The sequence below is a fragment of the Campylobacter sp. RM16189 genome, assembly GCF_012978815.1.
Classification (GTDB): domain Bacteria; phylum Campylobacterota; class Campylobacteria; order Campylobacterales; family Campylobacteraceae; genus Campylobacter_A.
The window spans coordinates 59,734-85,234 of record NZ_LIWR01000004.1 but is presented as its reverse complement, the minus strand read 5'-3'; the positions used below and the strand labels follow the sequence as shown (position 1 = coordinate 85,234).

General features: G+C 36.5%; 23 protein-coding genes. 21 read left to right on the top strand and 2 right to left on the bottom strand.

The annotated features are described in order from the left end of the window. Nucleotides 1-48: 48 nt before the first annotated feature. On the bottom strand, nucleotides 49-1,728 hold the full coding sequence (locus tag CDOM16189_RS03740) for an ammonia-forming cytochrome c nitrite reductase subunit c552 (RefSeq protein WP_169972975.1): 1,680 nt from the start codon (nucleotides 1,726-1,728) through the stop codon (nucleotides 49-51). Between the two features lie 15 nt (nucleotides 1,729-1,743). After that, nucleotides 1,744-2,247, bottom strand: coding sequence for a cytochrome c nitrite reductase small subunit (gene nrfH / locus CDOM16189_RS03735; protein ID WP_249321525.1), 504 nt, complete (start codon nucleotides 2,245-2,247; stop codon nucleotides 1,744-1,746). 324 nt (nucleotides 2,248-2,571) lie between these two features. Between nrfH and galE the strand changes: the two genes are divergently transcribed. The 21 genes from galE to ftsH all read left to right on the top strand — a co-directional run bounded on the left by galE (nucleotide 2,572) and on the right by ftsH (nucleotide 25,499). After that, on the top strand, nucleotides 2,572-3,555 hold the full coding sequence (galE, locus tag CDOM16189_RS03730) for a UDP-glucose 4-epimerase GalE (RefSeq protein ID WP_169972977.1): 984 nt from the start codon (nucleotides 2,572-2,574) through the stop codon (nucleotides 3,553-3,555). A gap of 108 nt (nucleotides 3,556-3,663) precedes the next feature. Next, the gene (locus tag CDOM16189_RS03725) at nucleotides 3,664-4,986 is read left to right on the top strand and encodes a UDP-glucose dehydrogenase family protein (RefSeq protein ID WP_169972979.1); all 1,323 of its coding nucleotides are present in this window, start codon (nucleotides 3,664-3,666) and stop codon (nucleotides 4,984-4,986) included. Between the two features lie 14 nt (nucleotides 4,987-5,000). Next, complete coding sequence (tviB, locus tag CDOM16189_RS03720) at nucleotides 5,001-6,236, top strand: Vi polysaccharide biosynthesis UDP-N-acetylglucosamine C-6 dehydrogenase TviB (protein ID WP_169972981.1); 1,236 nt, start codon at nucleotides 5,001-5,003, stop codon at nucleotides 6,234-6,236. Further along, on the top strand, nucleotides 6,236-7,768 hold the full coding sequence (locus tag CDOM16189_RS03715) for an MATE family efflux transporter (RefSeq protein ID WP_169972983.1): 1,533 nt from the start codon (nucleotides 6,236-6,238) through the stop codon (nucleotides 7,766-7,768). Before tviB ends, CDOM16189_RS03715 begins: the two co-directional genes overlap by 1 nt. Beyond that, nucleotides 7,755-8,519 (top strand): glycosyltransferase family 25 protein, encoded by a 765-nt coding sequence (locus CDOM16189_RS03710; protein ID WP_169972985.1) that lies wholly within the window; start codon nucleotides 7,755-7,757, stop codon nucleotides 8,517-8,519. Before CDOM16189_RS03715 ends, CDOM16189_RS03710 begins: the two co-directional genes overlap by 14 nt. Next, the gene (locus CDOM16189_RS03705) at nucleotides 8,516-9,451 is read left to right on the top strand and encodes a glycosyltransferase family 2 protein (RefSeq protein WP_349304324.1); all 936 of its coding nucleotides are present in this window, start codon (nucleotides 8,516-8,518) and stop codon (nucleotides 9,449-9,451) included. The genes CDOM16189_RS03710 and CDOM16189_RS03705 overlap by 4 nt, the downstream gene beginning before the upstream one ends. Continuing rightward, on the top strand, nucleotides 9,448-10,503 hold the full coding sequence (locus CDOM16189_RS03700; protein ID WP_169972987.1) for a glycosyltransferase: 1,056 nt from the start codon (nucleotides 9,448-9,450) through the stop codon (nucleotides 10,501-10,503). Before CDOM16189_RS03705 ends, CDOM16189_RS03700 begins: the two co-directional genes overlap by 4 nt. Nucleotide 10,504: 1 nt before the next feature. Next, nucleotides 10,505-11,551 (top strand): glycosyltransferase, encoded by a 1,047-nt coding sequence (locus CDOM16189_RS03695; RefSeq protein WP_169972989.1) that lies wholly within the window; start codon nucleotides 10,505-10,507, stop codon nucleotides 11,549-11,551. After that, entirely contained in the window at nucleotides 11,548-12,675 is a 1,128-nt protein-coding gene (pglJ, locus tag CDOM16189_RS03690) for an N-acetylgalactosamine-N,N'-diacetylbacillosaminyl-diphospho-undecaprenol 4-alpha-N-acetylgalactosaminyltransferase (RefSeq protein WP_170000757.1), read from the top strand. The genes CDOM16189_RS03695 and pglJ overlap by 4 nt, the downstream gene beginning before the upstream one ends. After that, on the top strand, nucleotides 12,665-14,785 hold the full coding sequence (locus CDOM16189_RS03685; RefSeq protein ID WP_169973260.1) for an STT3 domain-containing protein: 2,121 nt from the start codon (nucleotides 12,665-12,667) through the stop codon (nucleotides 14,783-14,785). Before pglJ ends, CDOM16189_RS03685 begins: the two co-directional genes overlap by 11 nt. A 45-nt stretch (nucleotides 14,786-14,830) precedes the next feature. Continuing rightward, nucleotides 14,831-15,946 carry a glycosyltransferase family 4 protein gene (locus CDOM16189_RS03680; RefSeq protein WP_169972992.1) on the top strand — a complete coding sequence of 372 codons (1,116 nt, stop codon included), beginning with the start codon at nucleotides 14,831-14,833 and terminating at the stop codon, nucleotides 15,944-15,946. Further along, nucleotides 15,939-16,544: a sugar transferase gene (locus CDOM16189_RS03675; protein ID WP_169972994.1), complete on the top strand. Its 606-nt coding sequence runs from the start codon at nucleotides 15,939-15,941 to the stop codon at nucleotides 16,542-16,544. The genes CDOM16189_RS03680 and CDOM16189_RS03675 overlap by 8 nt, the downstream gene beginning before the upstream one ends. After that, nucleotides 16,531-17,136 (top strand): acetyltransferase, encoded by a 606-nt coding sequence (locus tag CDOM16189_RS03670; protein WP_169973262.1) that lies wholly within the window; start codon nucleotides 16,531-16,533, stop codon nucleotides 17,134-17,136. Before CDOM16189_RS03675 ends, CDOM16189_RS03670 begins: the two co-directional genes overlap by 14 nt. 46 nt (nucleotides 17,137-17,182) lie before the next feature. After that, nucleotides 17,183-18,271 carry an aminotransferase class V-fold PLP-dependent enzyme gene (locus tag CDOM16189_RS03665; protein ID WP_169972996.1) on the top strand — a complete coding sequence of 363 codons (1,089 nt, stop codon included), beginning with the start codon at nucleotides 17,183-17,185 and terminating at the stop codon, nucleotides 18,269-18,271. Continuing rightward, nucleotides 18,272-20,047 (top strand): UDP-N-acetylglucosamine 4,6-dehydratase family protein, encoded by a 1,776-nt coding sequence (locus CDOM16189_RS03660; RefSeq protein WP_169972998.1) that lies wholly within the window; start codon nucleotides 18,272-18,274, stop codon nucleotides 20,045-20,047. Nucleotides 20,048-20,050: 3 nt separating this feature from the next. Continuing rightward, nucleotides 20,051-20,950, top strand: coding sequence for a PDC sensor domain-containing protein (locus CDOM16189_RS03655; protein ID WP_169973000.1), 900 nt, complete (start codon nucleotides 20,051-20,053; stop codon nucleotides 20,948-20,950). Further along, the gene (hisH, locus tag CDOM16189_RS03650; RefSeq protein ID WP_169973002.1) at nucleotides 20,947-21,567 is read left to right on the top strand and encodes an imidazole glycerol phosphate synthase subunit HisH; all 621 of its coding nucleotides are present in this window, start codon (nucleotides 20,947-20,949) and stop codon (nucleotides 21,565-21,567) included. The genes CDOM16189_RS03655 and hisH overlap by 4 nt, the downstream gene beginning before the upstream one ends. Next, nucleotides 21,567-22,277: a 1-(5-phosphoribosyl)-5-[(5-phosphoribosylamino)methylideneamino]imidazole-4-carboxamide isomerase gene (gene hisA / locus CDOM16189_RS03645; protein ID WP_169973004.1), complete on the top strand. Its 711-nt coding sequence runs from the start codon at nucleotides 21,567-21,569 to the stop codon at nucleotides 22,275-22,277. The genes hisH and hisA overlap by 1 nt, the downstream gene beginning before the upstream one ends. Nucleotides 22,278-22,339: 62 nt before the next feature. Then, nucleotides 22,340-22,705 (top strand): chemotaxis response regulator CheY, encoded by a 366-nt coding sequence (locus CDOM16189_RS03640; protein WP_169973006.1) that lies wholly within the window; start codon nucleotides 22,340-22,342, stop codon nucleotides 22,703-22,705. A 14-nt stretch (nucleotides 22,706-22,719) separates the two neighbouring features. Further along, on the top strand, nucleotides 22,720-23,544 hold the full coding sequence (locus tag CDOM16189_RS03635; RefSeq protein WP_169973264.1) for a 50S ribosomal protein L11 methyltransferase: 825 nt from the start codon (nucleotides 22,720-22,722) through the stop codon (nucleotides 23,542-23,544). A gap of 14 nt (nucleotides 23,545-23,558) precedes the next feature. Further along, complete coding sequence (gene ftsH, locus CDOM16189_RS03630) at nucleotides 23,559-25,499, top strand: ATP-dependent zinc metalloprotease FtsH (RefSeq protein ID WP_169973008.1); 1,941 nt, start codon at nucleotides 23,559-23,561, stop codon at nucleotides 25,497-25,499. Nucleotides 25,500-25,501: the final 2 nt, after the last annotated feature.

Sequence of the window (25,501 nt, the reverse complement as noted above, 5' to 3'; positions counted from 1 at the left end):
AAATTTATTAAAATAGCCTCCGCCCGAGTGATCGGACGGGGGTATGGTTTATTTAAAGTTTAGATTTTTAACGTCTTCGTCAAGTTTCTTTAGTCTGTCTGACGGAGGAGTTCCGACTAGACCATGGTGCAATTCAATTTTTGCAGGTGGCTCAGGTATGGTAGCTGTTTGTGTTAGAGCTATTGTTATACCGTATTTAGATAGAGTATTGGCTAGGTGTAGTTGCCCTTCTCTTGCGATTGATTGGCATTGTCCTATGATTCTAGCAGACTCTTGTGGACCGTGGAATCCGTAGCTATTCTCACTAAACGCAAAATCCCATCTAATATGCGCTTTTCTGTGCATCCATAGAGGCTCTTTTAAGGCTTCGCTTATAGATTTTTTCTGCTCATCAGGTGCAAGTCCTGAAAAATCACTATGTTTAGCCAGTTCAACTCTTGCTGTTTTTAAATCTTCGATTAAAGATAGTAGGTCATTTTCGCATTTTCTAAGCTCGTGAGCATGGCGATTTTGGATAAATGAAATTCTCTCTTTTAGCTCACCTTCGCTTTGCATGTGGCATGTTTTACAACTTGCTGTTATATCTGCAAAAGGAGTTTGAACTATATGGTTTGTAACCTTAGTTGCGCCCACTCTCTTATAAGGCATATGGCAATCCACGCAAGTTACTCCGCTTCTGGCGTGAATACTTGTAGTGTGAAGCTCAGCCTCAGGGTGCTGCATCTTTATCATTTTAGCATCGGTTTGTTTATGCTTATAATCCGCTAAGAATAGGCCTTTATCATGCATCTCGTCGAAGTGCTGATCAAACATCTCTATTTTAAATGGCTCATCCTTAGGCCATTTTGACCATGGGAATACTAGAGTGGCTTGTTTTCCAGGATAGTATTCTACGTGGCATTGCATACATACATAGTTTCTCATCTCAGCTCTTGTAGCCTTTATACCTTGTTTTAGATCAGCTTCGTATCCGCGCTTAACCATAGCATTTACAAATCCTGGCCTTGTAACTCTTAAGCTCATATCATCAGGATGGTGACAGTCTGCACAGCTTGATCCTAAGTGAGAGCCGCCGTAGGCATCTTTGCCGTGTTTTTGCTCGACCATTTTCATTACATCAAAATATGGAATAGCATTCATCTTAGCCCAAGCCTCTTTTCTTGCTTTTCCATTCTCTTTGTCAATATCAAAGAAAGGCATATCTTGCTTGCTTGATTCTGTCGGATCTGTGCGTAATACTGTATAGCTAGGATCGTTTATTATGGCTGTTAGGTGACCTGTATGGCAGTTTACACAAAAACCAGGTTGTCCATTAAATGCAGGAAGGCCGTGAGCGTTTAGATACTCTTTATTATTTCTCATAGTTTCGATTTGATCGATTTGAGAATAAAAATGAAGTCTAGGTCTGTTATAATCTACCGCAAATGCATATCCTTGCCAAAAAACGGTAGCGGCAGGCCATCTCATGAGCTTGCTGTAAGGTACCGAGCCGGCAAAAGGTGTCTCAAAAAAGATATCTTTCATCGCTACTGAATCATCATATTGAGTCGGGAAATTTTTGCCCCACTCTCTGATATCAGGGTTTAGGTCACTAACCTTGTTAAGCATTAGAGGGTAGTGCCTCTCTTGCGCCTTTTTCTCACTGATATCGCTAAATAGTGCGAACATTCCTGCACCGCCGATAACAGCTAGAATAAAAATTATACTAAACAATAGTTTATTTTTCATTGTAACTCCTTGATTTTAATAGTTATGAGCGTGACCGACTTGCCTATGACAAGAGACACAACTTAAAGATTCGTTTTGTATATTTGGATCTCCACCGTGAGCTTTGGCATTAACCGAAGTCGCAGCATATTCTCCGTGGCACTCTATACAGTTGTTTTGAATTACCTTTTTGCTCTTTGCATTAGCGCTAAAAGGCACAGGGTTGTCTTTAGCAGTAAAAGCATAGCTGTGACCAAAACCACTCTCAGCTTTCATCATCCACTTGCCTATGAAATCATGAGGAACATGACAATCATTACATGTTGCAACGTGTTGATGCCCACCTCTTTCCCAGCTTTCAAACACCTGATTCATAACATGGCAGTTTTTACAAGCTGATGGATCATCACTCATATATGAAAAACCTTTTGCATATACGAAGGTATAAAGTCCATGCCCCAAAACAACACCTATGCTAATCACAAGGATTAATGTAGCCAAGAAATAGGGTTGCTTTTTAGCTTTTTCTATGACTTTCAAAAAACCTCCTTATAGATAGATTAATATTTCGTAATAATATTACATTTAAATGAGAGATTAATTGACTTAAATCAATTTTTAACGAAAAAGTTGAATAAAATTTAAATTTTTCGTTAAAAAGTAACTATATAATAAATATTTAATTAATAACAATTGAGTAAAAATATATTAAAGTAGTCTTTAATATAATGTTTTTTGATTATGTATAAATTAGTATAATATTAATTAATAAATATTAAATGCAATTAAATGTGCCAAATGTTTTATTGGCCTTTATTAATAGAATTTTGATAAAATTACTAAATTTTATAATAAGGTTTTTAAATGAATATCTTAATTACTGGAGGAGCCGGATATATAGGCTCTCACGTTCTAAAATCATTTCTTAAAGAGGGTGGGCATAAAATAACCGTAATAGACAATCTTTCAAAGGGCTCGATAGCCGCCATACATGCCATTAAAAGCATGGGTGAATTTGAGTTTATAAATATAAATTTAGAGGATGATTTAACTAAAATTTTTTATAATGGAAAATTTGAAGCCGTTATTCATTTAGCGGCTTTTATAGAGGTTCTTGAAAGCACTAGAGAGCCTTTAAAATACTATCTAAATAACACTGCAAACGTGGCTAGAATTTTGACCTATTGTAAAAAATTTGGCGTGAATAAATTTATTTTTAGCTCTACGGCTGCCGTTTACGGAGAGGCCGACACTCCTGAAGTTAGCGAATTAAGCCCTACAAATCCTATCAATCCATATGGGCACTCTAAGTTAATGAGCGAACAGATCATAAAAGATTATGCATCTTCAAATAGTAGCTTTAAATTTGCTATTTTGCGCTATTTTAATGTAGCCGGAGCCGATGAAGAGGGCCTTATAGGTCAAAATTATCCAAACGCAACTCATCTAATTAAAGTAGCTACGCAAACAGCTCTTGGAAAGCTTGAAAATATGAAAATTTTTGGAAACGATTATGCTACAAAAGATGGCACTTGCGTGAGAGATTATATACATGTAAATGATCTTGCAGACGCTCATCTTGCCGTACTTAAATATATAGATAGCAATAGTAGCGAGATTTTTAATGTCGGATATGGATACGGGTTTAGTGTAAAAAGCGTTATAGAGGCCACAAAGAGAGTGAGCGGAGTAGATTTTAAAGTTATAAATTCATCCAGGAGAGAGGGTGATCCTGCAGTGTTAATATCAAATGCAAATAAGCTTAGAAAGCTAACCGGCTGGACTCCCAAGAGAGATAGCTTGGAATTTATAATCAAAACGGCTCTTGAGTGGGAGAAAAGAGCGTAAAAGCTTTTAGTCTCACATCTTTTGAATTGAATTTATTCAACTAAATTTAAAATTTAATAAACCTAAAAAAGGTATAATCTAAGCTTAATAAAACTTCAAGGAATATTTTTGAAAATAGCTGTTATAGGCACCGGATACGTGGGTCTTGTAAGTGGTGCGTGTCTTGCCAAAATGGGAAATAGTGTAATTTGTGTAGATGTGGATGAAAATAAGATAAATGACCTCAGGCAAGGAATAGTGCCTATATATGAGCCGGGGCTTACCGAGATGGTCGCCGAGTGCTTTGTTAACGAAACTCTTAAATTTAGCACCGATATAAAAGAGGCTTTAGATCATGCAAATGTGATATTTATAGCTGTTGGCACGCCTATGGGAGCTAACGGGCAGGCTGATTTAAAATATGTTTTGCAGGTTGCAAAAAGTATAGGCGAAAATATGAATAAGCCATTAATCGTAGTGGATAAATCAACTGTTCCTGTAGGTACAGGTGAAAAGGTGCAAAATATCATAGCCCAAGAGCTAAAAAAAAGAAATTTGGATATAAAATTTGAGGTTGTGAGCAATCCTGAGTTTTTAAAAGAGGGTGCTGCGATTGAGGATTTTTTAAAGCCCGATCGTGTGGTAGTGGGCTCAAATGGAGGTTGGGCGGAAGAGGTTATGCGTGAAATTTACGCTCCTTTTATGAAAAATCACGATAGATTTATCCATATGGACGTAAAGTCTGCCGAGATGACCAAATATGCCGCAAATGCTATGCTAGCAACCAAAATAAGCTTTATAAACGAGATAGCAAATATATGCGAAAGAGTCGGAGCGGACGTAAATTTGGTGCGCAAAGGCATAGGAAGCGACTCTAGGATAGGATATAGCTTCATCTATGCAGGATGCGGATACGGAGGAAGTTGTTTTCCTAAAGATGTCGAGGCTTTAATCTATACTGCTAAGCAAAATGATTTCGAGCCTAAGCTTTTAAATGCGGTTGAGGAGAGAAACAAGGCTCAAAAGCGAGTTCTTTTCGATAAAATTTTTAAGTATTTTAACGGAAATTTAAAAGATAAAAAGATTGCCATTTGGGGGCTTGCCTTTAAGCCAAATACAGATGATATGAGAGAGGCTAGCTCGCTAACTCTTATAAATTTACTTGAAAATGCAGGTGCAAATATTGTGGCTTACGATCCAAAGGCGGTAAATGAGGCCAAAAAATATCTAACACATTCTAAAATAAAATATGCAAAAAGCAAGTATGATGCTTTAGATGATGCCGATGCTTTGATTCTTGTGACTGAGTGGAGTGAGTTTAGGTCGCCTGACTTTGACGAGATGAAGAAAAGGCTTAAAAACCCGTTTATTTTTGACGGTCGCAATCAATACAATTCAAAAATTTTAAAAGAGCTTGGATTTACCTATTTTCAAATAGGCGTTAGAGTTTAAAATAAAGGAAATATATGAAAATAGCTGTTATCGGACTTGGTTATGTGGGGCTGCCTTTGGCGGCTGCTTTTAGCAAGAAGTATGAAGTGGTGGGATTTGACGTAAATAATACTCGTATAGAAGAGCTTAAAAGAGGATTTGATCGCACTCTTGAGTTAAATAGCGAGCAGATGAGTGAAGCGATAAAAAATTCAATGAAATTTAGTACAAATTTAGAGGATATCAAGGATTGCAGTTTCTTTATCGTTACAGTTCCAACTCCGATAGATAAAAATAAAAGACCGGATCTAACCCCTGTAATAAAAGCAAGTGAAAGTGTCGCAAAGGTTTTGAAAAAGGGTGACATAGTAGTATATGAAAGCACCGTTTATCCAGGAGTTACAGAAGAGATTTGCGTGCCAATACTTGAAAGAATAAGCAAAATGAAATTTAATCAAGATTTTTACTGCGGATATTCACCTGAACGTATAAATCCGGGAGACAAAGAGCACACTGTAACAAAAATAAAAAAGATTACCTCCGGCTCCACTCCGCAAATCGCAGACAAAGTGGATGAGGTTTACCGCTCAATAATTACGGCAGGCACTCATAAGGCGCCAAGTATAAAGGTGGCGGAAGCAGCCAAAGTCATAGAAAATACTCAGCGCGATATCAATATCGCCTTCATAAACGAGCTTGCGATGATATTTGAGCGCATGAACATAGATACATCGGCTGTTTTAGAGGCTGCCGGCACTAAGTGGAATTTTTTAAATTTCCGCCCAGGGCTTGTTGGAGGCCATTGTATAGGCGTAGATCCATATTATCTTACACATAAGGCTCAAGAGCTTGGCTTTCATCCGGAAATGATTTTAGCTGGTCGTAGGATAAATGATAATATGGGAAAATACGCGGCATCTCAAGTTATAAAACTGATGATCAAAAAAGGCGTAACCATAAGCAGTGCAAAGGTGCTTGTTTTAGGGCTTACCTTTAAAGAAAATTGCCCTGACATTAGAAATTCTCGTGTTATAGATGTGATAGATGAGCTTAAGGATTTTGGCTGCACAGTTGATGTATACGATCCTTGGGTGGATGAGGCGGAAGTAAAGAGGGAGTATGGCATAACTCCGTTAAAAAATTATGACGAAAATGATTATAACTGCGTGATTATCGCTGTTGCACATGATAAATTTAAGGGGCTAAAATTTAAAAACGTCCTAGTTTACGATATCAAAAATATCTATCCGGACGCCGATGCGAGACTATAGTGCTTATCAATCTGATTAGCTCAATTGTAGTTTTTATAATATCCTTGGGGATAAATTTCTTTTTAACCCCCTATATCTTAAAGAGCCTTGGCAACGAGGCTTATGGCTTTGTCGCTCTTTCTAACGCTGTAGTTTCATACGCTTCTGTTGTTACTGTGGCTATAAATTCGGTTAGTGGTCGCTTTGTCGCTTACGAGTGGCATAGAGGCGATATTGCCAAGGCCAATATCTACTACTCGTCTGTTTTAAGCGTAAATATATTTTTTTCTATCTTAGTAGTGCTGCTTTCGGCGATTTTTATTATAAATTTAAGTAGTGTTTTAAACGTGCCTGAAAATTTAGAGAATGATGTTAAATTAACCTTTGTTTTTTACTTTATAAATTTCTGCGTAGGACTATTTAACGGGGTTATTACTGTATCTGCATTTGTTAAAAATAAACTTTATCTGCTATCTATTAGAAATGCAATTTCAAGTGCAATTTTGGCTATTTTGATAGTTTTTTTCTTCTATTTTTTTAAGCCGATGATCTCATATATCGCTATTTCGGCACTTGTGACCTCTATTTTTGTCTTTTTAAGCACTATATTTATATCGGCTCGTATCACGCCGGAGCTAAAATTTGATATGTCTAAATTTGATTTTAAGAAGATAAAAGAGCTTTTAAAATCTGGCATTTGGAATAGTTTTAATGCTTTAAATCGCGTGTTGATGACTGGAATGGATCTGTTTATATGTAATATCTTTATAAATGCCAATGTAACCGGACTTCTTGCCGTATCAAAGGCGGCTCCTATTATTTTAGAGAGTTTTGTGGCTCAGCTTAGCGGGGTTTTTGCGCCTAAATTTGTAGAGCTTTATTCAAAAGGCAATCTTTTAGCTTTGATTAACGAGACTAAATTTTCAATGCGAGTGATAGCATTTTTAATGAGCGTTCCTGCAGCTATTTTCGTAGTATTTGGGCGAGAATTTTACACCCTTTGGCTACCGTTTAAGAGTATTGACGAGATAAGTTTAATATATAATCTTTCTATGATAACGCTTGTTCCGATTGTCTTCATAAGCTATGCATTTGCACTTTTTAACCTTGATAGTGCGACCAATAAGCTTCGTAGGCCGGCTATTGCAAACACTATTTTAGGGGTTAGTACTATAATCGCTCAAATTTTCATTTTAAAATTTAGCGATTACGGAGTATATGGAGTGGCTATTATAGGAGCTGTTTTTTATAGTATCCGTATACTATTTTTTGACCTTATAAATGCTGCTTTAAATTTAAAGCTAAAACTTACTACATTTTATGGGGTATATCTTAAAAATTTAGCTATTTTCGTAGTTTTATCTCTCATTATTTTTATATTTAGCAGCTTTATTGATATTAAAAATTGGACACAATTTATTCTGTATTCTGTTATATTTTTGATTTTTGGATACGTTGTTAACTTGTTTTTGATATTTAATAGGTTTGAACAAAAAATTGTTATAAATAAGATTATTTTTAAATTTAAAAGGCTTTTGAATGCAGGAAAATAGCCTATTTTTAATCTCTCTTAAAAAGGACGATGCTAGACGAGAGACTCTTAAAAATCGCTTTGCAAGTTATGATAAATTTAATATTATCGATGCGATTGACGGCAGGGTTATGAGTGCCAAGGAGTATTTTGGATACGCGCTTAGGAGTTTTAAGGCTTATAATAGGCTTTTAAGTCCCGGCGAGATTGGTTGTAGTCTCTCTCATATGAGTGCTTATGAGGAGTTTTTAAATAGTGGTGCTAAATTCGCACTAATATTTGAAGATGATGTTATAGGGGATGATGAGGGTATAAAAAACGCATTTGAACTAGCGGATAAAATAGATAAAAACTCAATTTTGATTTGTGGCTGTCAAGATGGACTTGCAGGCAGATTTTCGACCTTTGGAAAGAAGATAGAAGATAATTTTTACATGGTTTCAAAGCACTCATTTGTGAGTATTTATAGGGCAGCTGCTTATATAGTGACAAGAGATAGTGCTAAAGCCTTGCTTGAAACGCACGAAAGAGCGGTCTGTACAGCCGATTTATGGAGTTATCTATTGACATCAAATAAGCTTAATATGTATTTTAGCGATATTTTTGCTCATCCTATTGATCTAAGCGATTCAAATATCAATGCAGAGCGCGATGAACGCGGGTATGCCAAGATAAATTTAAAAGCCTTATTTAAATCGTTTAAATATATCTTAGCAACTAGATACGAGGCTAAATTTAAAGGTTATGAGAGAATTTTTAAGGACAAGACGTGAATATAAAAGAGCCTTTAATAAGTGTCATAATTCCAACGTTTAACCGTATTGATCTATTAAAAAAGGCTTTAAATTCAGCTCTTAATCAAACTTATAAAAATTTAGAGATCATAATAACCGATGATAAGAGCAGTGATGGCACTAGTGAGTTTTGTCAAAATTTAAAAGATCCTAGAGTGAAATATGTGGTGAACGAAACCCACGAAAAGGGTCCAAATGGAAATAAGAATAACGGCTTTGATATTTGTAGTGGTGAGTTTATCTGCCTGATTGATGATGATGATGAGCTCTATTTAACCGCTATTAGCGAGTGCTTTGACTTTATAAAACAAGGATATAGTGCTGTTTTTGCAGATTGCGTTTGTGAGATAAATGAAAAAATAAGCGGGAAAATTTCAGGTAGAAATCCATATGAAAAAAGCTGCGAGATGAGTAAGATAGACTATCATTGCGGCAGGATAAGCGGAGAGTATTTTAAGCTTTTTTCTCGTAAATTTATAGAGAATTTTCGATTGGACGAGAAGAGTTTTGGGGGAGAAAACGAGCTATATATTAGGTTTTTTGAAGATTTAGTTTATTATCATAAAAAACCGCTTTACATATATAGGATAGCTCGCTCGGACAGCGCTACGGCAAATGCAGCCAAATATGCTAGCAAAGTTGCTAATGCCTATTTAAAAACAGCAAATTTATGCCACGAAATAGCAAGCGTGATGGCGCCTGAATTTTTAGCGCTTCAATATAAAAATGCCGCATATTACGCCAAGATAGCTGGCAAATATGCACTTATGTATGAGTGTTTATTTAAGAGTTTAAGAATCAAATTTAATAAAGAGGCTTTTATATTTTTGTTGCTTAGTCCTCTTCCAAGCCCGTTTTTACAAAGTCTGTCTAAGCTTAGAGTCAAGATAAAAGAGAGGTTTGGGATATGAAAATCTTGTTTGTAATCTCGACTCTAAGATGTGGTGGAGCTGAGAGGGTGTGCTCTATAATCGCTTCTAAATTTAGTGAGACTAACGAGGTGGTGCTAGCTAAATTTGATAGCGACGAGCCATTTTACGAGATTGATAGCAGAGTAAAACTTGTAAATTTAAATCAAGGTGTTGGCGATCTTGGATTTTTACGAAATTTAAAGAAGCGTTTTAGCAAATTTGCCTCTTTAAGAAAGATGCTAAAAGATGATAAATTTGATGCTGTTATATCCTTTTTGGATAGTACTAATATTTTGGTTTTAATGAGTAGTGCGGGTTTAAAAACTCCTGTTATAATCAGCGAACATACCAGCTTTAATGCCCCGAAAAAACCGATTATTAAAGCTTTAAAATATATCTTTTATCCTTTTGCAGATGCGCTTAGTGTACTGACAAAAGAGGATAAAGGATATTATTCTAAATTTTGTAAAAATGTAGAAGTTATATATAATCCTGGTTTTAGTAACAATGATGATGAACTAAGCGGCTTAAAAGAAAATTTAGTGATTTTTGTCGGGCGTTTAAATATGCTAAAGAACTGTGCGATGTTTGTAAGAGTGGCTGCAAATTTAAAGAATTATGGCTATAAATTTATAGTTGCTGGAGATGGCGAACAGAGGGAAAAACTGCAAATGCTATCTAAACAGCTTGGAGCGCAAGTCGAGTTTTTAGGCAATGTGGCAGATGTTGAGAAACTTTATAAAAGGGCTAAAATTTTAATCTCAACCTCTATTGTTGAAGGGCTTGGAAATACGCTAATAGAGGCAATTGGCTATGATTGTGCAAGGGTTGCTACTAAGACAAGCGGTGCAAAAGAGCTTATAACGCATGGATTTGACGGGTTTTTATGCGAAATAAACGATGATAAGATAATGAGTGAGATGGTTTTAAATCTAATTCAAGATGGCGCAAAAAGAGATGAGATTTGCAAAAATGCCAGAACTAGACTTGATGAGTTTAGCGTGGATAATATATATGAAAAATGGCTGAATATGATTAAAGAGGTGGTGTGAATTGAGAATTTTATTTGTTATAGCAGCACTTAGAAATGGTGGTGCAGAACGCGTTTTAAGCGCTATTTCTAGTGGGTTTGCAAAGCAAAATGAGGTGCATATAGCAGTCCTTGAGGAGGATTTAGGGTATTATAAATTTCCTTCTGAAGTAATCTTTCATCATCTTAAAATTTACGGTAAAAGTAAGATATTAAATAAATTTAGAAAGATTTCAGCGCTCAGGAGTTGCTTTAAAAATATTGCGCCAGATGTCATAATAAGCTTTATAGATTGGACAAATGTAGCTTGCGTAGCGGCAAATTTCGGACTTGGATTTAAGCATATAGCTAGCGAACACCATGAAAATGAGCACCTAAAGTCATTGAAATTTAGATTTATCAGGGATATTGCATATAGAAACGTGGATGGCCTTAGCGTGCTAACTCAAAACGATATCGATTACTATAAATTTATAAAAAATAGGGTCATACTGCATAATCCATTTTTTTTAAAGGACTCCAAGGGGCTTGCAAAGGAAAATATCATATTAAGTGTGGGCAGGCTTGAATTTGTAAAAGGCTATGATCTATATCTAAAGGCTCTAGCAAAGATAGATAAAGAGATTTTAGAGGGCTGGGAGATAAAGATAGCAGGAGAGGGCTCTGCTGGAGCTGAGCTAAAAAATTTAGCCGATGAGCTTGGGCTGAATATCAAATTTTTAGGACATATCGAGGAGATAGAGCCATACTATGAGCGCTCTAAAATATTTGTATCATCTTCTCGTAGTGAAGGGCTTTCAAATGTATTGATAGAGGCTGCAAATTTTGATTGCGCAAGACTTTCTAGCGATACGGTCGGAGGCAAGGAGCTTATAAATGATGAGGTAAGCGGGCTTTTGTTTAAGGGTGAAAACAAAGAGGAGATGGCTAAGAAGCTAACAAGACTTATAAAAGATGAAAATTTACGCCAAACTCTTGTAGAAAACGCAAGAAAAGATTTAGATAAATTTAGGATAGATAATGTCATGCAAAAGTGGCAAAATTTTGTGGAAGAAGTAGTGGTCAAGTGATAAAACTAGCCGTATTCCTATACTCTATGGGGCCAGGAGGCGCTGAGAGAGTAGTATCAAATTTACTTACCGGACTTGCCAAAGAGTATGAAGTGCATCTGATTCTTATGAGCGATGTCATATCTTATGAAATTCCTCCTCAAGTAAAAATTCACCTCATAGAGAACTCAAATCCCTATGAAAGCGGTATAAAAAAGATATTTAGATTATTTTTTACTCTGCCTAAATTAGCTTTAAAATATAAAAAATTGTGCGAGAGTTTAAGTATAGATAGGCACTTTGTGTTGATGAACCGCCCTTGCTATATCGCTTTAATGGCTAGAATTTTTGGCTTAAAGGGGAGAATGGTCATAAGCGAGAGAAGCTGTCCCTCTATAATATACGGCAAAAAAATCAGCGGGAGAGCAAATAAATTTCTTATCAAGCTTCTTTACAATAGAGCCGATTTAATCTTAGCCAATGCGAATGGGAATGCTAGGGATTTGGTTGAGAATTTTGGCTGTGATGAAAAAAAGGTAAGAGTGCTATATAACGCTGTTAATTTAGAAAGCATAAAAGAGCTTGCAAATGAGCATTATGAAAGTGATTTTATACCTTTTTTTATAAATATTGGACGACTTGATGGCGGAAAAAATCAGGCTATGTTGATTAAAATAATCTCAAATTTAGATGATCCTAGGGCTACTCTTGGAATTTTAGGTAAGGGAAATTTGCATAATGAGCTTCAAAGTCTCATAGATAAACTTAAACTAAATGATGGAGTTAAGTTGCTTGGAGCTCAAAAAAATCCATTTAAATTTATCAAAAACGCCTCTTGCCTAGTCTGCGCTTCACGCTTTGAAGGCTTTTCAAATGTGCTTTTAGAGGGCTTGGCATGTGAGAAATTTATAATATCAACAGATCATCAAAGCGGAGCAAGAGAGCTTTTGGGTGATGATGAATTTGGTGTTTTAGTAGGCGTTGATGATGAAAAAGGTATGCTAGAGGCTATGAAAAAAGCGCTTGATGATGAAAAACTTAGAGAAAAATATGAAAAAAAAGCGTATAATCGCATTAAAAATTTTGATAAAACAGAGATAACAAGGCAGCTTATTGAGTATTTGGAAGGAAACAATGATAGGTGAATTTTTAAAGAGCTTAAAGAGTATTCAATTTTCAAAACAGACATTTTTATTAATCTCTTTGGCATTTATTTTTAGTGTTGCCTGTAGGTTTTATTGGGTATATTGGGCAAGCGATTATGAGTCGTTTTTTTGGAATAATCAGCTTATGATTAGCACCAATGACGGCTATGCATTCGCCGAGGGCGCGCGTGATATGATAGCCGGATTTCATCAGCCAAATGACCTTAGCTACTATGGAAGCTCGCTTTCTACTCTTACTTACGTCATAGCTAAAATTCTGCCATTTTCTTTTGAAACCACTATCTTGTATATGAGCGTATTTTTTAGCTCCTTAATTGTTGTTCCTATTATCTTGATAGCACGCGAATATGGCGTAACTAGAGCTGGTTTCATAGCCGCTCTTTTGGCAAGTATAGCTAATAGCTACTATAATCGCACAATGGCAGGGTATTATGATACCGATATGCTTACTATAGTCTTGCCGATGTTTGTCATCTGGTCGATGGTGCGTTTGGTAGAGCAAAAAAATCGAGTAAATTTGATATTTGTGCCTATTTTTATGCTGATTTATATCTGGTGGTATCCTAGCTCATACTCGCTAAATTTCGCTACTATAGGTATGTTTTTGCTCTATACCTTAATTTTTGATCGAAATAATAAGCTAAACTACGAAGCGCTTATCTTTATGATAATAGCTCTTACCTATATAAATTTTTACATTAAAATTTCACTTATATTAACCATCTATCTACTAATCTATTTTAGACCAAATTTATGGAATCAAAAAAGCATAGCCGCCCTTGGAATCCTTGCTATTTTGCTCTTTGCTGTCACAGGTGGTCTAAATCCTATACTTTTTCAACTGAAATTTTATGTATTTAGAAGCGTGCCTGAAAGCTCCGGACTGGCATTTCACTACTTTAACGTAAATCAGACCATAAGGGAGTCCGGGATAGTGGAATTTGAAGTATTTGCACAGCGTATAAGCGGGCATGTGATCACTTTCACAGCCTCTTTAGCAGGAATAATTATATTATGTTTTAAAAAAAGATCTTTTCTGCTCGCTCTTCCTATGCTATTTTTAGGATTTTTAGCTGTAAAAGGCGGGCTTAGATTTACTATATACTCAGTGCCTATTATGGCGATTGGATTTGGATATTTTGTTGTTTGGGCTATAAATTTATTCAAACTAAATATATGGCTAAATAGAGGTATAATCTTAACTATATCCATTATTTCGCTTCTGCCTTGTTTGTTTCACATATATGGCTACAAGGTTCCTACGGTGTTTTATAGGCAAGAAGTTGAGAGTCTGGATAAATTAAAATTTGTGGCTGATAGAGAGGATTATGCTCTTGCTTGGTGGGATTATGGCTATCCGATTCGCTACTATGCTGATGTTAAGAGTTTGATTGACGGCGGAAAGCACCTTGGTAGAGATAATTTCGCAGTTAGTTTTGCGCTTGGAGAAAAACAAATCAGCTCAGCCAATATGGCTCGTCTTGAGGTGGAGTATACGGAGCGTAATTTTACTGAGAGATTTGGCTCAAATTTAGCAAAAATGATGCAAGATTATAATGCTACAAATGCAAATGCCTTTTTAAATTCGCTAAATAACAATAATTTTAATCTGCCTAAAAAGACAAGAGATATATATTTTTATCTGCCAGATGCGATGATGCATATATTTCCTGTCGTTTTGCAGTTTTCAAGGCTTGATTTAACTAGTGGGGCGGAGTATGATAATGTGCTTTTTTATATAGGCGCTCCTTATGCTATAAAAAGCGAAGGTGTTGATATAGGCGGAGGTTTTATCATGTCAAATGACGCTTCTAAGCTAATTTATAATGGCGAGATAGTGCCTATAAATACATATTTTGAGACAAGTTACGATGAAAAAGACAAGCTTGTAGTAAAGCCTTATAAGATAGATTCAAGCGCTAAAGTTTATGTTGTATATATGAAGGATTATAGGAGATTTTTAATAATCGATGAGAATGCATTAAACTCGACTTATATCCAGCTTTTTGTATTTGAAAATTTTGATAAAGAGCTCTTTGAGCCGGTTGTATTAAACGGTGCGGTTAAAATTTATAAATTATTGAAATAATTAGTGTATAAAATCTAAATTTGATAAATAAAAAGGTTAATTTTAATGGCTAGAATCGGTTTTTTATCCCATGCCGATATGAGCATCTATCACTTTAGAAGCCCAATAATGCGAGCCTTAAAAGAGCTTGGACATGAAGTTTTTGCCATTTGTCCAAAGGGCGAATATGTAAAACGGCTTGAAAATGAGTTTAATTGTGTTACATACGAGCTTGACCGTGCTAGCTTAAATCCGTTTGTAGTGATAGATAATTCAAATAAGCTTAGCGAAATTTTACGCACTCTAAATTTGGATTTACTGCAAACTTCGGCACATAAATCAAATGTATTTGGAACCTTTGCCGCCAAAAAAGCCGGTATAAAACATATTATAAATTTAGTCGAAGGGCTTGGAAGCTTTTATATAGATAGTGATTTAAAGACAAGGTTGATACGTATAGCTATAGAGATGCTTTATAAAAGAGCTCTAAATTTAAGTGACGCTTGTATATTTATAAATGAGGCTGATCCTAGATATTTTTTGGAAAGAAATTTGATCAAATCGGAAAAGATTATAAAAATTAAAAGTGTCGGAGTGGATAGCAAAAAATTTGATCCAAATATCGTAAATGGCGTAAATTTAAGCGATAAAAAAGTCGTTTTGATGATAGGGCGTGCTATGTGGCACAAGGGAGTTAAAGAGTTTTATGAAGCTGCAAAAATCCTAAAACACCGCAGCGATACTCAATTTGTCTATGTCGGAGAGGGTTTTGATGGCAATAAAAGCACTGCTAATGAGAGCTTTTTAAGAAGCGGGGATGTCCTTTATCTAGGTGCAAGAGACGATATTGCAGAGCTTTTAAAATCTAGCTTTTTACTTGCTCTTCCAAGCTACCGCGAGGGCTTTCCTAGGACTATTTTGGAAGCTATGAGTGTGGGCGTGCCGGTAGTTGCAAGTAATGTCAGCGGATGTAATGAGGCTGTGATAGACGGAATAAACGGCTTACTTTGCGAGGTAAGAAATGCTCCAGATTTAGCCAAAAAGATTGAAATTTTATTGGATAACGAAAATTTGGCTAAGAAAATGGGTGCAAATGGCAGAGCAATGGTAGAAAAAGAGTTTGACGAAAGAGATATCGCTATAAAATATATTGAGGCGTATAGGAAATTTATCGATGTATAAAGCGTTTTTTAAAAGGTTTTTAGACATTTTAGGCTCCGTTGTTTTGATAACTATTACTTTGCCTATTATGATTGTGGTTGCGATTTTAATCTACTTTAAACTAAGTAAAAGCGTGATTTTTACTCAAGCTAGGCCGGGTCTAAATGCAAAGATATTTAAAATTTATAAATTTAAGACAATGAGTGAGGAAAGAGACGAAAATGGCGAGCTTTTGCCGGATGAACAGAGGCTAACTAAATTTGGCAAAACGATTAGAAGCCTTAGCTTAGATGAGCTTCCTCAGCTTTTTAACGTGCTAAAAGGCGATATGAGCTTCATCGGACCTCGTCCGCTTCTTATAGAATATCTGCCTCTTTACAATGCTAGACAGGCTAAAAGACATAATGTAAGGCCGGGTATTACGGGGCTTGCTCAGGTAAATGGCAGAAATGCGATAAGCTGGGAGCAGAAGTTTAAATTTGACGTTGAGTATGTAGAAAATTTAAGCTTTACAATGGATGTTAAAATAGCTTTGATGACCGTTAAAAAGGTGCTTAACAGAAGCGGAGTGAGTAAAGAGGGGCATGTGACGACGGAGAAATTTGATGGAACAAACTGAAATTTATATTTACGGATGCAGCGGGCATGGCGCAGTTGTAGCCGATATCGCCGCAGAGTGCGGGTATGAGAAAATTTGGTTTTTGGATGACGTTAAATTTGACGGTAAAAATATCTTAAAATTTAGCCCTGAGCTTAAAAAGGCCGATGTTATCGTAGCTATAGGTGATAATAACACTAGAAAAAAGCTTCAAGATGTCGTGCAGAAAGCTGGATTTAATGTCGTAAGCTTGATTCATCCAAGTGCGGTTATAAGTAGTAGTGCTAAAATTTGTTGTGGAGTCGTAATCATGCCAAGAGCTGTAGTAAACGCTCATGCCATCATAAAGCAGGGTGCTATCATAAATACGGCAGCTGTTGTAGAGCATGACTGTGTTATCGGAGAGTTTGCGCATATCAGTCCTAATGTGGCACTGGCCGGGGGCGTTAAAGTAGGGGATTTAAGTCATGTTGGAATTGGATCAAGCGTCATACAAAATATCAAAATCGGTGCAAATTCGGTAATCGGTGCAGGCAGTGTTGTAGTAAGAGATATAGAAGAAAATGTCGTAGCATACGGAATTCCTGCTAAAAAAATGAGAAATTTGGACTAAAATTTGATAAAAAATAATAGAATTTGAAGAAAACAAAGAAGGAATAATGCAAAGAGTATTTTTAAGCCCGCCACATATGAGTGGGCGAGAGCAAGAGTATATAGCGGAAGCTTTTAAAAGCAATTATATAGCGCCACTTGGCGAGTATGTAAATAAATTTGAAAATAGCGTCAAGGCTTATACGGGCGCAAAGGACGCTCTTGCCCTTAGCTCTGGCACGGCTGGACTTCATCTGGCACTTAGGGTTTTAGGCGTAGAGCAGGGGGATTTTGTCCTTGTTTCTAGCTTTACATTTATAGCTTCGGTTTCTCCGATACTCTATCAAAATGCCACTCCTGTTTTTATAGACTCAGATGAGAGTTGGAATTTAAGTCCAAAAATGCTCAAAAAGGCTATTTTAGAGCTTCCAAAAAAACCAAAAGCCCTGATTTTGACTCATCTTTACGGTCAGGCTTGCAAGATGGATGAGATAGTTGAAATTTGTAAAAATGAAAATATTGCCATAGTAGAAGATGCCGCAGAAGCTCTTGGTGGGTTTTATGACGAAAAAGCTCTTGGCACGTTTGGAACGCTTGGAGTTTATAGCTTTAATGGAAATAAGATCATAACAACCTCCGGTGGCGGTATGCTAGTAGGAGATGAAAATTTAGTAGAAAAGGCGAGGTTTTACTCGACTCAAGCTAGAGAGCCATTTTTACACTACGAGCATGAAGACTACGGATATAACTACCGCTTAAGTAACGTTTTAGGTGCTATCGGCGTGGCACAAATGGAGGTTTTGGAAGATAGAGTAGTTAAAAAGCGTGAAATTTTTCAAAGGTATCAAGAGAGTTTAAAGGAAATTGAATTTATGCCTGAGATTAAGAACTCTCGCGGAAATAGATGGCTTGCAACAGCGCTTTTTAAAGGTAAAAACGATCACTTAAAAGTTATCGATGCTCTCTTTAAAGCAAATATTGAGAGCCGACCTCTATGGAAGCCTATGCATTTGCAGCCTCTGTTTAAAGGTGCATTGAGTTTTGTAGACGGCACTAGTGAAGATCTCTTCTCTCGCGGAATTTGTCTGCCTAGCGGTACTTCGATGAGCGATGAGAGTTTGGATTTAGTTGTTAAAATAGTGAAGGAAAATTTGTAGATGTTTAAAGCTACTAAGCTAAAGAGGCTAATATTTTTTCTAAGCTTTGATATCTTTATATTTGTAGCTTCGTTTTATTGCGCGTATTTACTTAGATTTAGTGGCATAATACCTGAATATTTTAAGGGCAGTCTATATATAAGCGGCGCTCTTATGCTCTTTTTAAAGCTATTTTTTATGTGGATTTTTAAAATTTATAAGGTGCCTTGGAGGTTTTTTGGACTAAATGAGGCTAGAAAAATTTTTCTAGTTCATATATCTTCTGTTTTGTCATTTTCTGTGATATTTTTTACATTTTCAGATGTGTTTAATCCTTTTCCAAGAAGCGTGATTTTAATAGATGCGGTTATCTCTTGTTTGCTGATAGGAAGTCTTAGAATTTCAAAAAGGATGTTTCTTGATTTTTCTAAAAAAGCCGATGCAGGTGAGCCTTGTATCGTAATAGGAGCTACTTCAAAGGCTTTGCATGTTTTAAAAGGGCTTAGACAAGGCTATATAGATTTTTATGCTGTAGGCGTAGTTGATGGAAGAAGCGATCTTGTAGGAACTTATTGTGATGGATTTTTAGTTCAGTCTAAAAAAGAAATTTCAAATATAATCAAAGAATATAGTGTAAAAACCGCCATAATCGCTCTTGCACTATCCCAAGACGAGCTTCAGGAGCTCTTTGATGAGTTAACCGGATATGGAATACGCGATATTAAAATTTTCTCTTTATTTGGCAAGCAGGAGATTAAGGATATATCTATTGAGGATCTTTTAGCCAGAAAGCCAAAGGACCTTAGCGATAGCGTAGCTAGAGGGTTTTTAGAGGATAAGGTGGTTTTAGTAACTGGTGCCGGAGGAAGCATAGGAAGTGAAATTTGTAAGCAGTGTTTGAAATTTGGCGTCAAAAAGCTTATAATGCTCGATAATAGTGAGTTTAATCTATATAGAGTCGGAGAGATAACAAGCTCTAATAAGACTGTTAGCAAGATGATTAATATCACTGATTTGCAGGATTTAAGAGCTATTTTTGATGAGTTTAGACCTCAAATCGTAATTCACGCCGCAGCCTATAAGCATGTGCCACTTTGTGAAGCCAATCCTAAGGCAGCGGTTGTAAATAATATTTTAGGGACTAAATTTGTAGTTGATGTCTCTAAAGAATTTGGTGTAAAAAAGTTAGTCATTATCTCCTCGGATAAGGCTGTACGACCTACAAATATTATGGGTGCTACCAAGCGAGTTTGTGAGATATATGCGCTAAATTCAAATATCAAGGACCAAACCGAGATAGTTGCGGTTAGATTTGGCAATGTGCTTGGAAGTAGCGGAAGCGTAATACCTAAATTTAAAGAGCAAATTGCTAAAAATTTGCCTTTAACGGTTACGCATCCTGATATTACTCGTTACTTTATGCTCACCTCAGAGGCCTGTCAGCTCGTGCTTCAGGCTGCCTCCATAGCAGAAGGCGGAGAGCTGTTCGTGCTTGATATGGGTGAGCCTGTTAAGATAGCAGATCTTGCTAAAAAGATGCTGATTTTATCCGATAAAGAACATTTGAGTATAGAATTTATAGGATTAAGACCGGGAGAGAAGCTATATGAGGAGCTTTTGATCAATGAGGATGACGTCAGAACGAAATTTGAATCTATTTTTGTTACGGATTCTCAAATTTATGATATAAATAGATTAAATTGCGAGATAGATGAGCTACTAAACAGCGAAGATATCGCTAAAAATTTAAAAAATATAGTGCCTGAGTTTAATCATGCGCTAAATTTGAAAGGTTGAAAGTTGTTTATAAAGGATATTCAGAGATTTTCTGATGCTAGATATAAGGCAAGAGCCTATCTATGCTATCTTTTTAGTAGAAATTTGCCAAATAAGCTTCCGGGCGTTAGTTTGGATGGTATTAAAGCGGGGCTTGATAAGATAGCTCACGAGATAGAGAGCTTTGATGCTTTTTATGTGCTCGATAGCAACGGAATACAGATCGAAGACTCTATGAGTCTAAACAAAGAATATTGCGCAGGCAAAGGTGAAAATAGAAGCAATAAGGCATATTATTATAGGGCAGTTAGAGAGAGGCGATGTATATTAAGCGATCCATACCCTTCAACTCTGACAAACGAGCTTTGTGTCACGGCTTCTACTCCGATTTATGATGAGAAAAATGAGCTTAAATTTGTAGTTTGCGTTGATATCTCTTTGGATAATGTTTTAGAGCTAATTGCTCCTGGAGTTGCGGAAGGGTATTTTGGTAAATTTTTAAAATGTATATATTCTGCATTTGCAGTTGCTCTTTTTATGGTTTCTGCATTTTTGTTTATATATGGCGTGAGCAGATTCTTGTCTAATAGCCTTATGAATATCAATGTTGAAGAGATGTTTGAAACAACCATAGTTCTGACTCTTGCTTTAGCTATTTTTGACTTGGTTAAGGCGATTTTTGAAGAAGAGGTGCTTGGCAAAAGTAACCAAAATGATGATACCGATCATAACAAAACTATGGTCAGATTTATCGGATCTATTATTATCGCGCTTGCCATAGAGGCTCTTATGCTAGTATTTAAATTTGCAATAACGGCTCCTGATCACATAATAAACGCTATTTATCTGATAGCTGGAGTTGCTATGCTTATGGTAGCTCTTAGCGTATACCTGATATCTGTAAAAAATAAGGCTAGTAAATGAGTGCAAGCATAGGCATAATTGATTATGAGGCCGGAAATTTAAGAAGTGTTATTAATGCTTTTAAATTTTTAGGATTTAATGCAAAGCTTGTTAAAAACTGCGATGAGGTTTTAAAATTTGATAAGATTATTTTGCCGGGAGTCGGGGCTTTTGCGTTGGCAATGGAGAAATTAAGGGCTAAATCCTTAGATCAAGCCATAGTGGAATTTGCGGCTAGTGGAAAGCCTTTTTTTGGCATCTGCCTTGGTATGCAACTACTTTTTGATGAAAGTGAAGAGTTTGGGTTATCTAAGGGGCTTGGGATAATAGAGGGCAGGGTAAAGAAATTTGATCAAGACCGTATGAACAATGGCCTAAAGATACCACATATTGGCTGGAATACGATAAATTTTAGTAAAAATTCTATACTAAATAGGGGCTTAAAGCATAGCGAATATCTATATTTTGTGCATAGCTATCATGTGGTTTGCGATGATAATTTTGCTCTTGGATATAGCGAATATGGCTATAAATTCGTAAGTGCCGTTTGTAAAGATAATATTTACGGCTTTCAGCCTCATCCTGAAAAGAGTCAGGATGTCGGGCTTAAAATTTTAGAAAATTTCGGGAGGCTTTAATGGAAATTTTTCCTGCAATAGACTTAAAAGAGGGCAAGGCGGTAAGACTTAGTAAGGGTGTGATGAGTAGTGCTAAGATATATTCTGATAGACCGGAAGAGCTTGCTAGAAAGTTTGAGGATTTAGGAGCTAAATGGCTTCATCTAGTCGATTTAGATGGCGCTTTTGCCGGAGAGGCTATAAATTTAAAAACAGTAGAAAAGATAGTTAGGGCTACAAATTTAAAGATAGAACTTGGTGGCGGAATAAGAAACGAAGAGCGTATCAAAAGCTACATAAATAGCGGTATTACTAGAGTGATTCTTGGCTCAATAGCTTTAAAAGATCCTGATTTTGTAAAAGAAGCGGCCAAAAAATATAGGGTAGCAGTTGGCATAGATGCGGTAGATGGTTATGTGGCGACCGAGGGTTGGGCGGATGTATCGACTATGAAAGCAACTGATTTAGCCCTTAAATTTGCAGACGCAGGAGTCGAGGCGATAATTTGCACTGATATTGGTAAAGACGGTATGCTCAGCGGAGTTAATGTCGAATTTACGGTTGATATAGCTAGATCTAGCGGTATAGACACTATAGCAAGCGGAGGAGTAAAAGACATCGGCGACATAATAGCCCTTCAAAAAACCGGTCAAGTATTTGGCGTCATAGTAGGCAAAGCTTATTATGAGGGCAGGATAGATCTCAAAGAGGCGCTTAAATTAACTATCTAAAATTAAAGTTTATTTAAATATAAAATTTGATAAAATAGACCAAAATTTTAAAAGGAATGATTGTGAAAATATTAGTAGTAGACGATAGTTCTACGATGAGAAGAATTATAAAAAACACTCTGCAAAGGCTCGGTCATCAAGATATTTTAGAGGCTGAAAATGGTCTTGAAGCTTGGCAGCTACTAACTCAAAATAGTGATATAGATATACTTATAACCGACTGGAATATGCCTGAAATGAACGGACTCGAGCTTGTAAAAAAAGTTCGAGCAGAGCAAAAATATGTAGATATGCCTATCATAATGGTTACTACAGAAGGCGGTAAAGCGGAGGTTATAACGGCTTTAAAAGCGGGTGTAAACAACTATATAGTTAAACCTTTTACACCTCAGGTTCTAAAAGAGAAGCTTGAAGACGTTATCGGTTAATGCAAAATTCTCCTTTGAAAGAAAAATTTTATGAGCTAAGTGTTGTTTCTAGCAATGCTTGCGATTTATTACTAGATCTTGTTTTTGCCTTTGGAATAACCTGTGTAGAAGAGATTGAAAATGGATTTATAATCAGAGATGAGGACGATCTTAGCGGGATTCAATTTGGCTTAATTGAGTATGTAAAAGCGGCTGAAAAATCTCTTGATAAAAAGATCGATCTTAAGCTTGATTTGCAGGTTAAAGAAAATAAAGATTGGATTAATGAATATAAAAAAAATGTTAAGCCCATCAAGCTTGGTAAATTTTATATACGTCCAAGCTGGGAAAATCCTAGAGAAGATCTTTTGAATATTATAATAGATCCTGCCTTGGCATTTGGCTCCGGACATCACGAGAGCACAAGCGCTTGTATAAGTTTTTTGCAAAAATATGCAAAAGAAGGAATGAGTGCTATTGATGTTGGTTGTGGAAGCGGTATTTTAAGCATAGCATTGGCAAAACTTGGATGCAATGTAGATGGTTGCGATACGGATGAGCAGGCAACTTACAGTTCTAAACAAAATGCAGAGTTAAACGATGTTAAATTTAATAAAATTTGGACCGGTTCAATATCGAATTTAGATGCCAAATACGATATTGTTGTGGCTAATATCATAGCTGATGTTATATTAATATTAAAAAATGATTTGATAAAATTACTCAAAGATGGCTCTTATCTGATTTTAGCAGGTGTGCTAGAAAAATATAAGGAGCGTATCTTGGAGGCCTTTGCTTCACTTAAGCTTGTTGAATTAAACACGCAAAATGAGTGGAGTAGCTTCGTATTTCAAAAATAATTTTAAGGGATATAATGAACAATAAAAGATTCGATGAAGATAGAAATTCAAATAATAACGGCAATAACGGATTTTTTAATAAAAACCCGATCTTTATCTTTGCTATTTTTGCTATTGTTATTATTTTGATATTTAGAGGTTTTACAGACAATATGGAGATAGGCAGCTCATTTGGAAGCCAAACAGCGACTAAGAGTGTGACCTATTCTGAATTAAAAGAGATGATTAAAAATAAGCAAATTTCTCAAGTAGGAATTGCAGAGACATCTATTAAGGCCCTTGGCAATATGGGAGATGGAAGAAGTGTATTTATAGCAAAACGCGTAAACGATCCTACTTTGGTACCGCTACTAGAGGAAAACAAGATACCATACGGAGCATATAGCGAAACAAACTGGTTTAGTGAGCTGCTATTTTCGTGGGTGTTGCCGATATTTATATTTTTTGGAATTTGGATGTTTCTTGCAAGTAGAATGCAAAAAAACATGGGCGGAGGCATACTTGGTATGGGAAGCTCCAAAAAGCTTGTAAATTCCGAAAAGCCAAAAGTGAAATTTACCGATGTAGCAGGCGTTGAAGAGTCCAAGGAAGAAGTTAAAGAGATAGTTGATTTCTTAAAGCACCCCGATAGGTATATAAATTTAGGAGCTAAAATCCCAAAGGGTGTGCTTTTGGTTGGACCTCCAGGCACAGGTAAAACGCTTCTTGCAAAAGCTGTTGCAGGCGAGGCGGATGTGCCGTTTTTCTCGGTTTCTGGTTCAAGCTTTATAGAGATGTTTGTGGGTGTTGGTGCAAGTCGCGTTCGCGATCTTTTTGAAAACGCTAAAAAAGAAGCTCCTGCGATCGTCTTTATCGACGAGATAGACGCCATAGGTAAAAGCCGTGCGGCAAGCGGTATGATAGGTGGAAATGATGAAAGAGAGCAGACTCTAAATCAGCTTCTAGCTGAGATGGATGGCTTTAGCTCGGATGCTTCTCCTGTTATAGTTTTGGCTGCGACAAACCGCCCTGAAGTGCTTGATGCCGCGCTTTTAAGACCCGGAAGATTTGATAGACAAGTGCTTGTTGATAAGCCAGATTTTAAAGGAAGAATCGATATCTTACGCGTGCATATGAAAGATATCAAACTTGATCCAAATGTGGATATCGAGGAAATCGCTCGTATGACTGCAGGACTTGCAGGAGCCGATCTTGCAAATATTATAAACGAGGCTGCGCTTCTAGCGGGAAGAAAAGAGAAAAATTATGTCGAGCAAAAAGATCTGGTTGAAGCAGTTGAGCGCGCTATTGCAGGACTTGAAAAGAAATCAAGACGTATAAATCCAAAAGAAAAGCGTATTGTAGCATATCATGAAAGCGGGCATGCGCTGATTTCAGAAACTACGAAAGGTGCCGATAAGGTAACGAAAGTTTCTATTATACCTCGTGGGCTGGCGGCTCTTGGATATACGCTAAATACTCCCGAAGAGAATAAATTTATGATGCAGCGCCATGAGTTAATCGCTCGCGTTGATGTGCTTTTAGCAGGAAGAGCTGCCGAAGAGGTCTTTATAAAAGAGATTTCGACAGGTGCCGGCAACGACCTTGAGCGCGCAACAGACATATTAAAAGCTATGGTATCGGTTTATGGAATGAGTGATGTTGCCGGACTTATGGTACTTGAGAAACAAAGAAATACATTTTTAACGGGTGGGCAAAGTATTAAAGACTATAGCGATAAGATGGCTGAAAATGTTGATGAATTCGTTAAGAGTACGCTTGAAGCCAGATATAATGAGGTTTTGCAAACCCTTAGAACGTATAGCGGTGCTATCGAAAAGATGGTTGAGGCTCTATACGAACAAGAGACTATCGAGGGCGCCAAGGTTAGAGAGATTATAAAAGCTTATGAAAATGAAAACGGACTTCCTAGTCGTCTTATTGAAGAGCATAATGATAGCGAGCAAAAGTCTTAGAA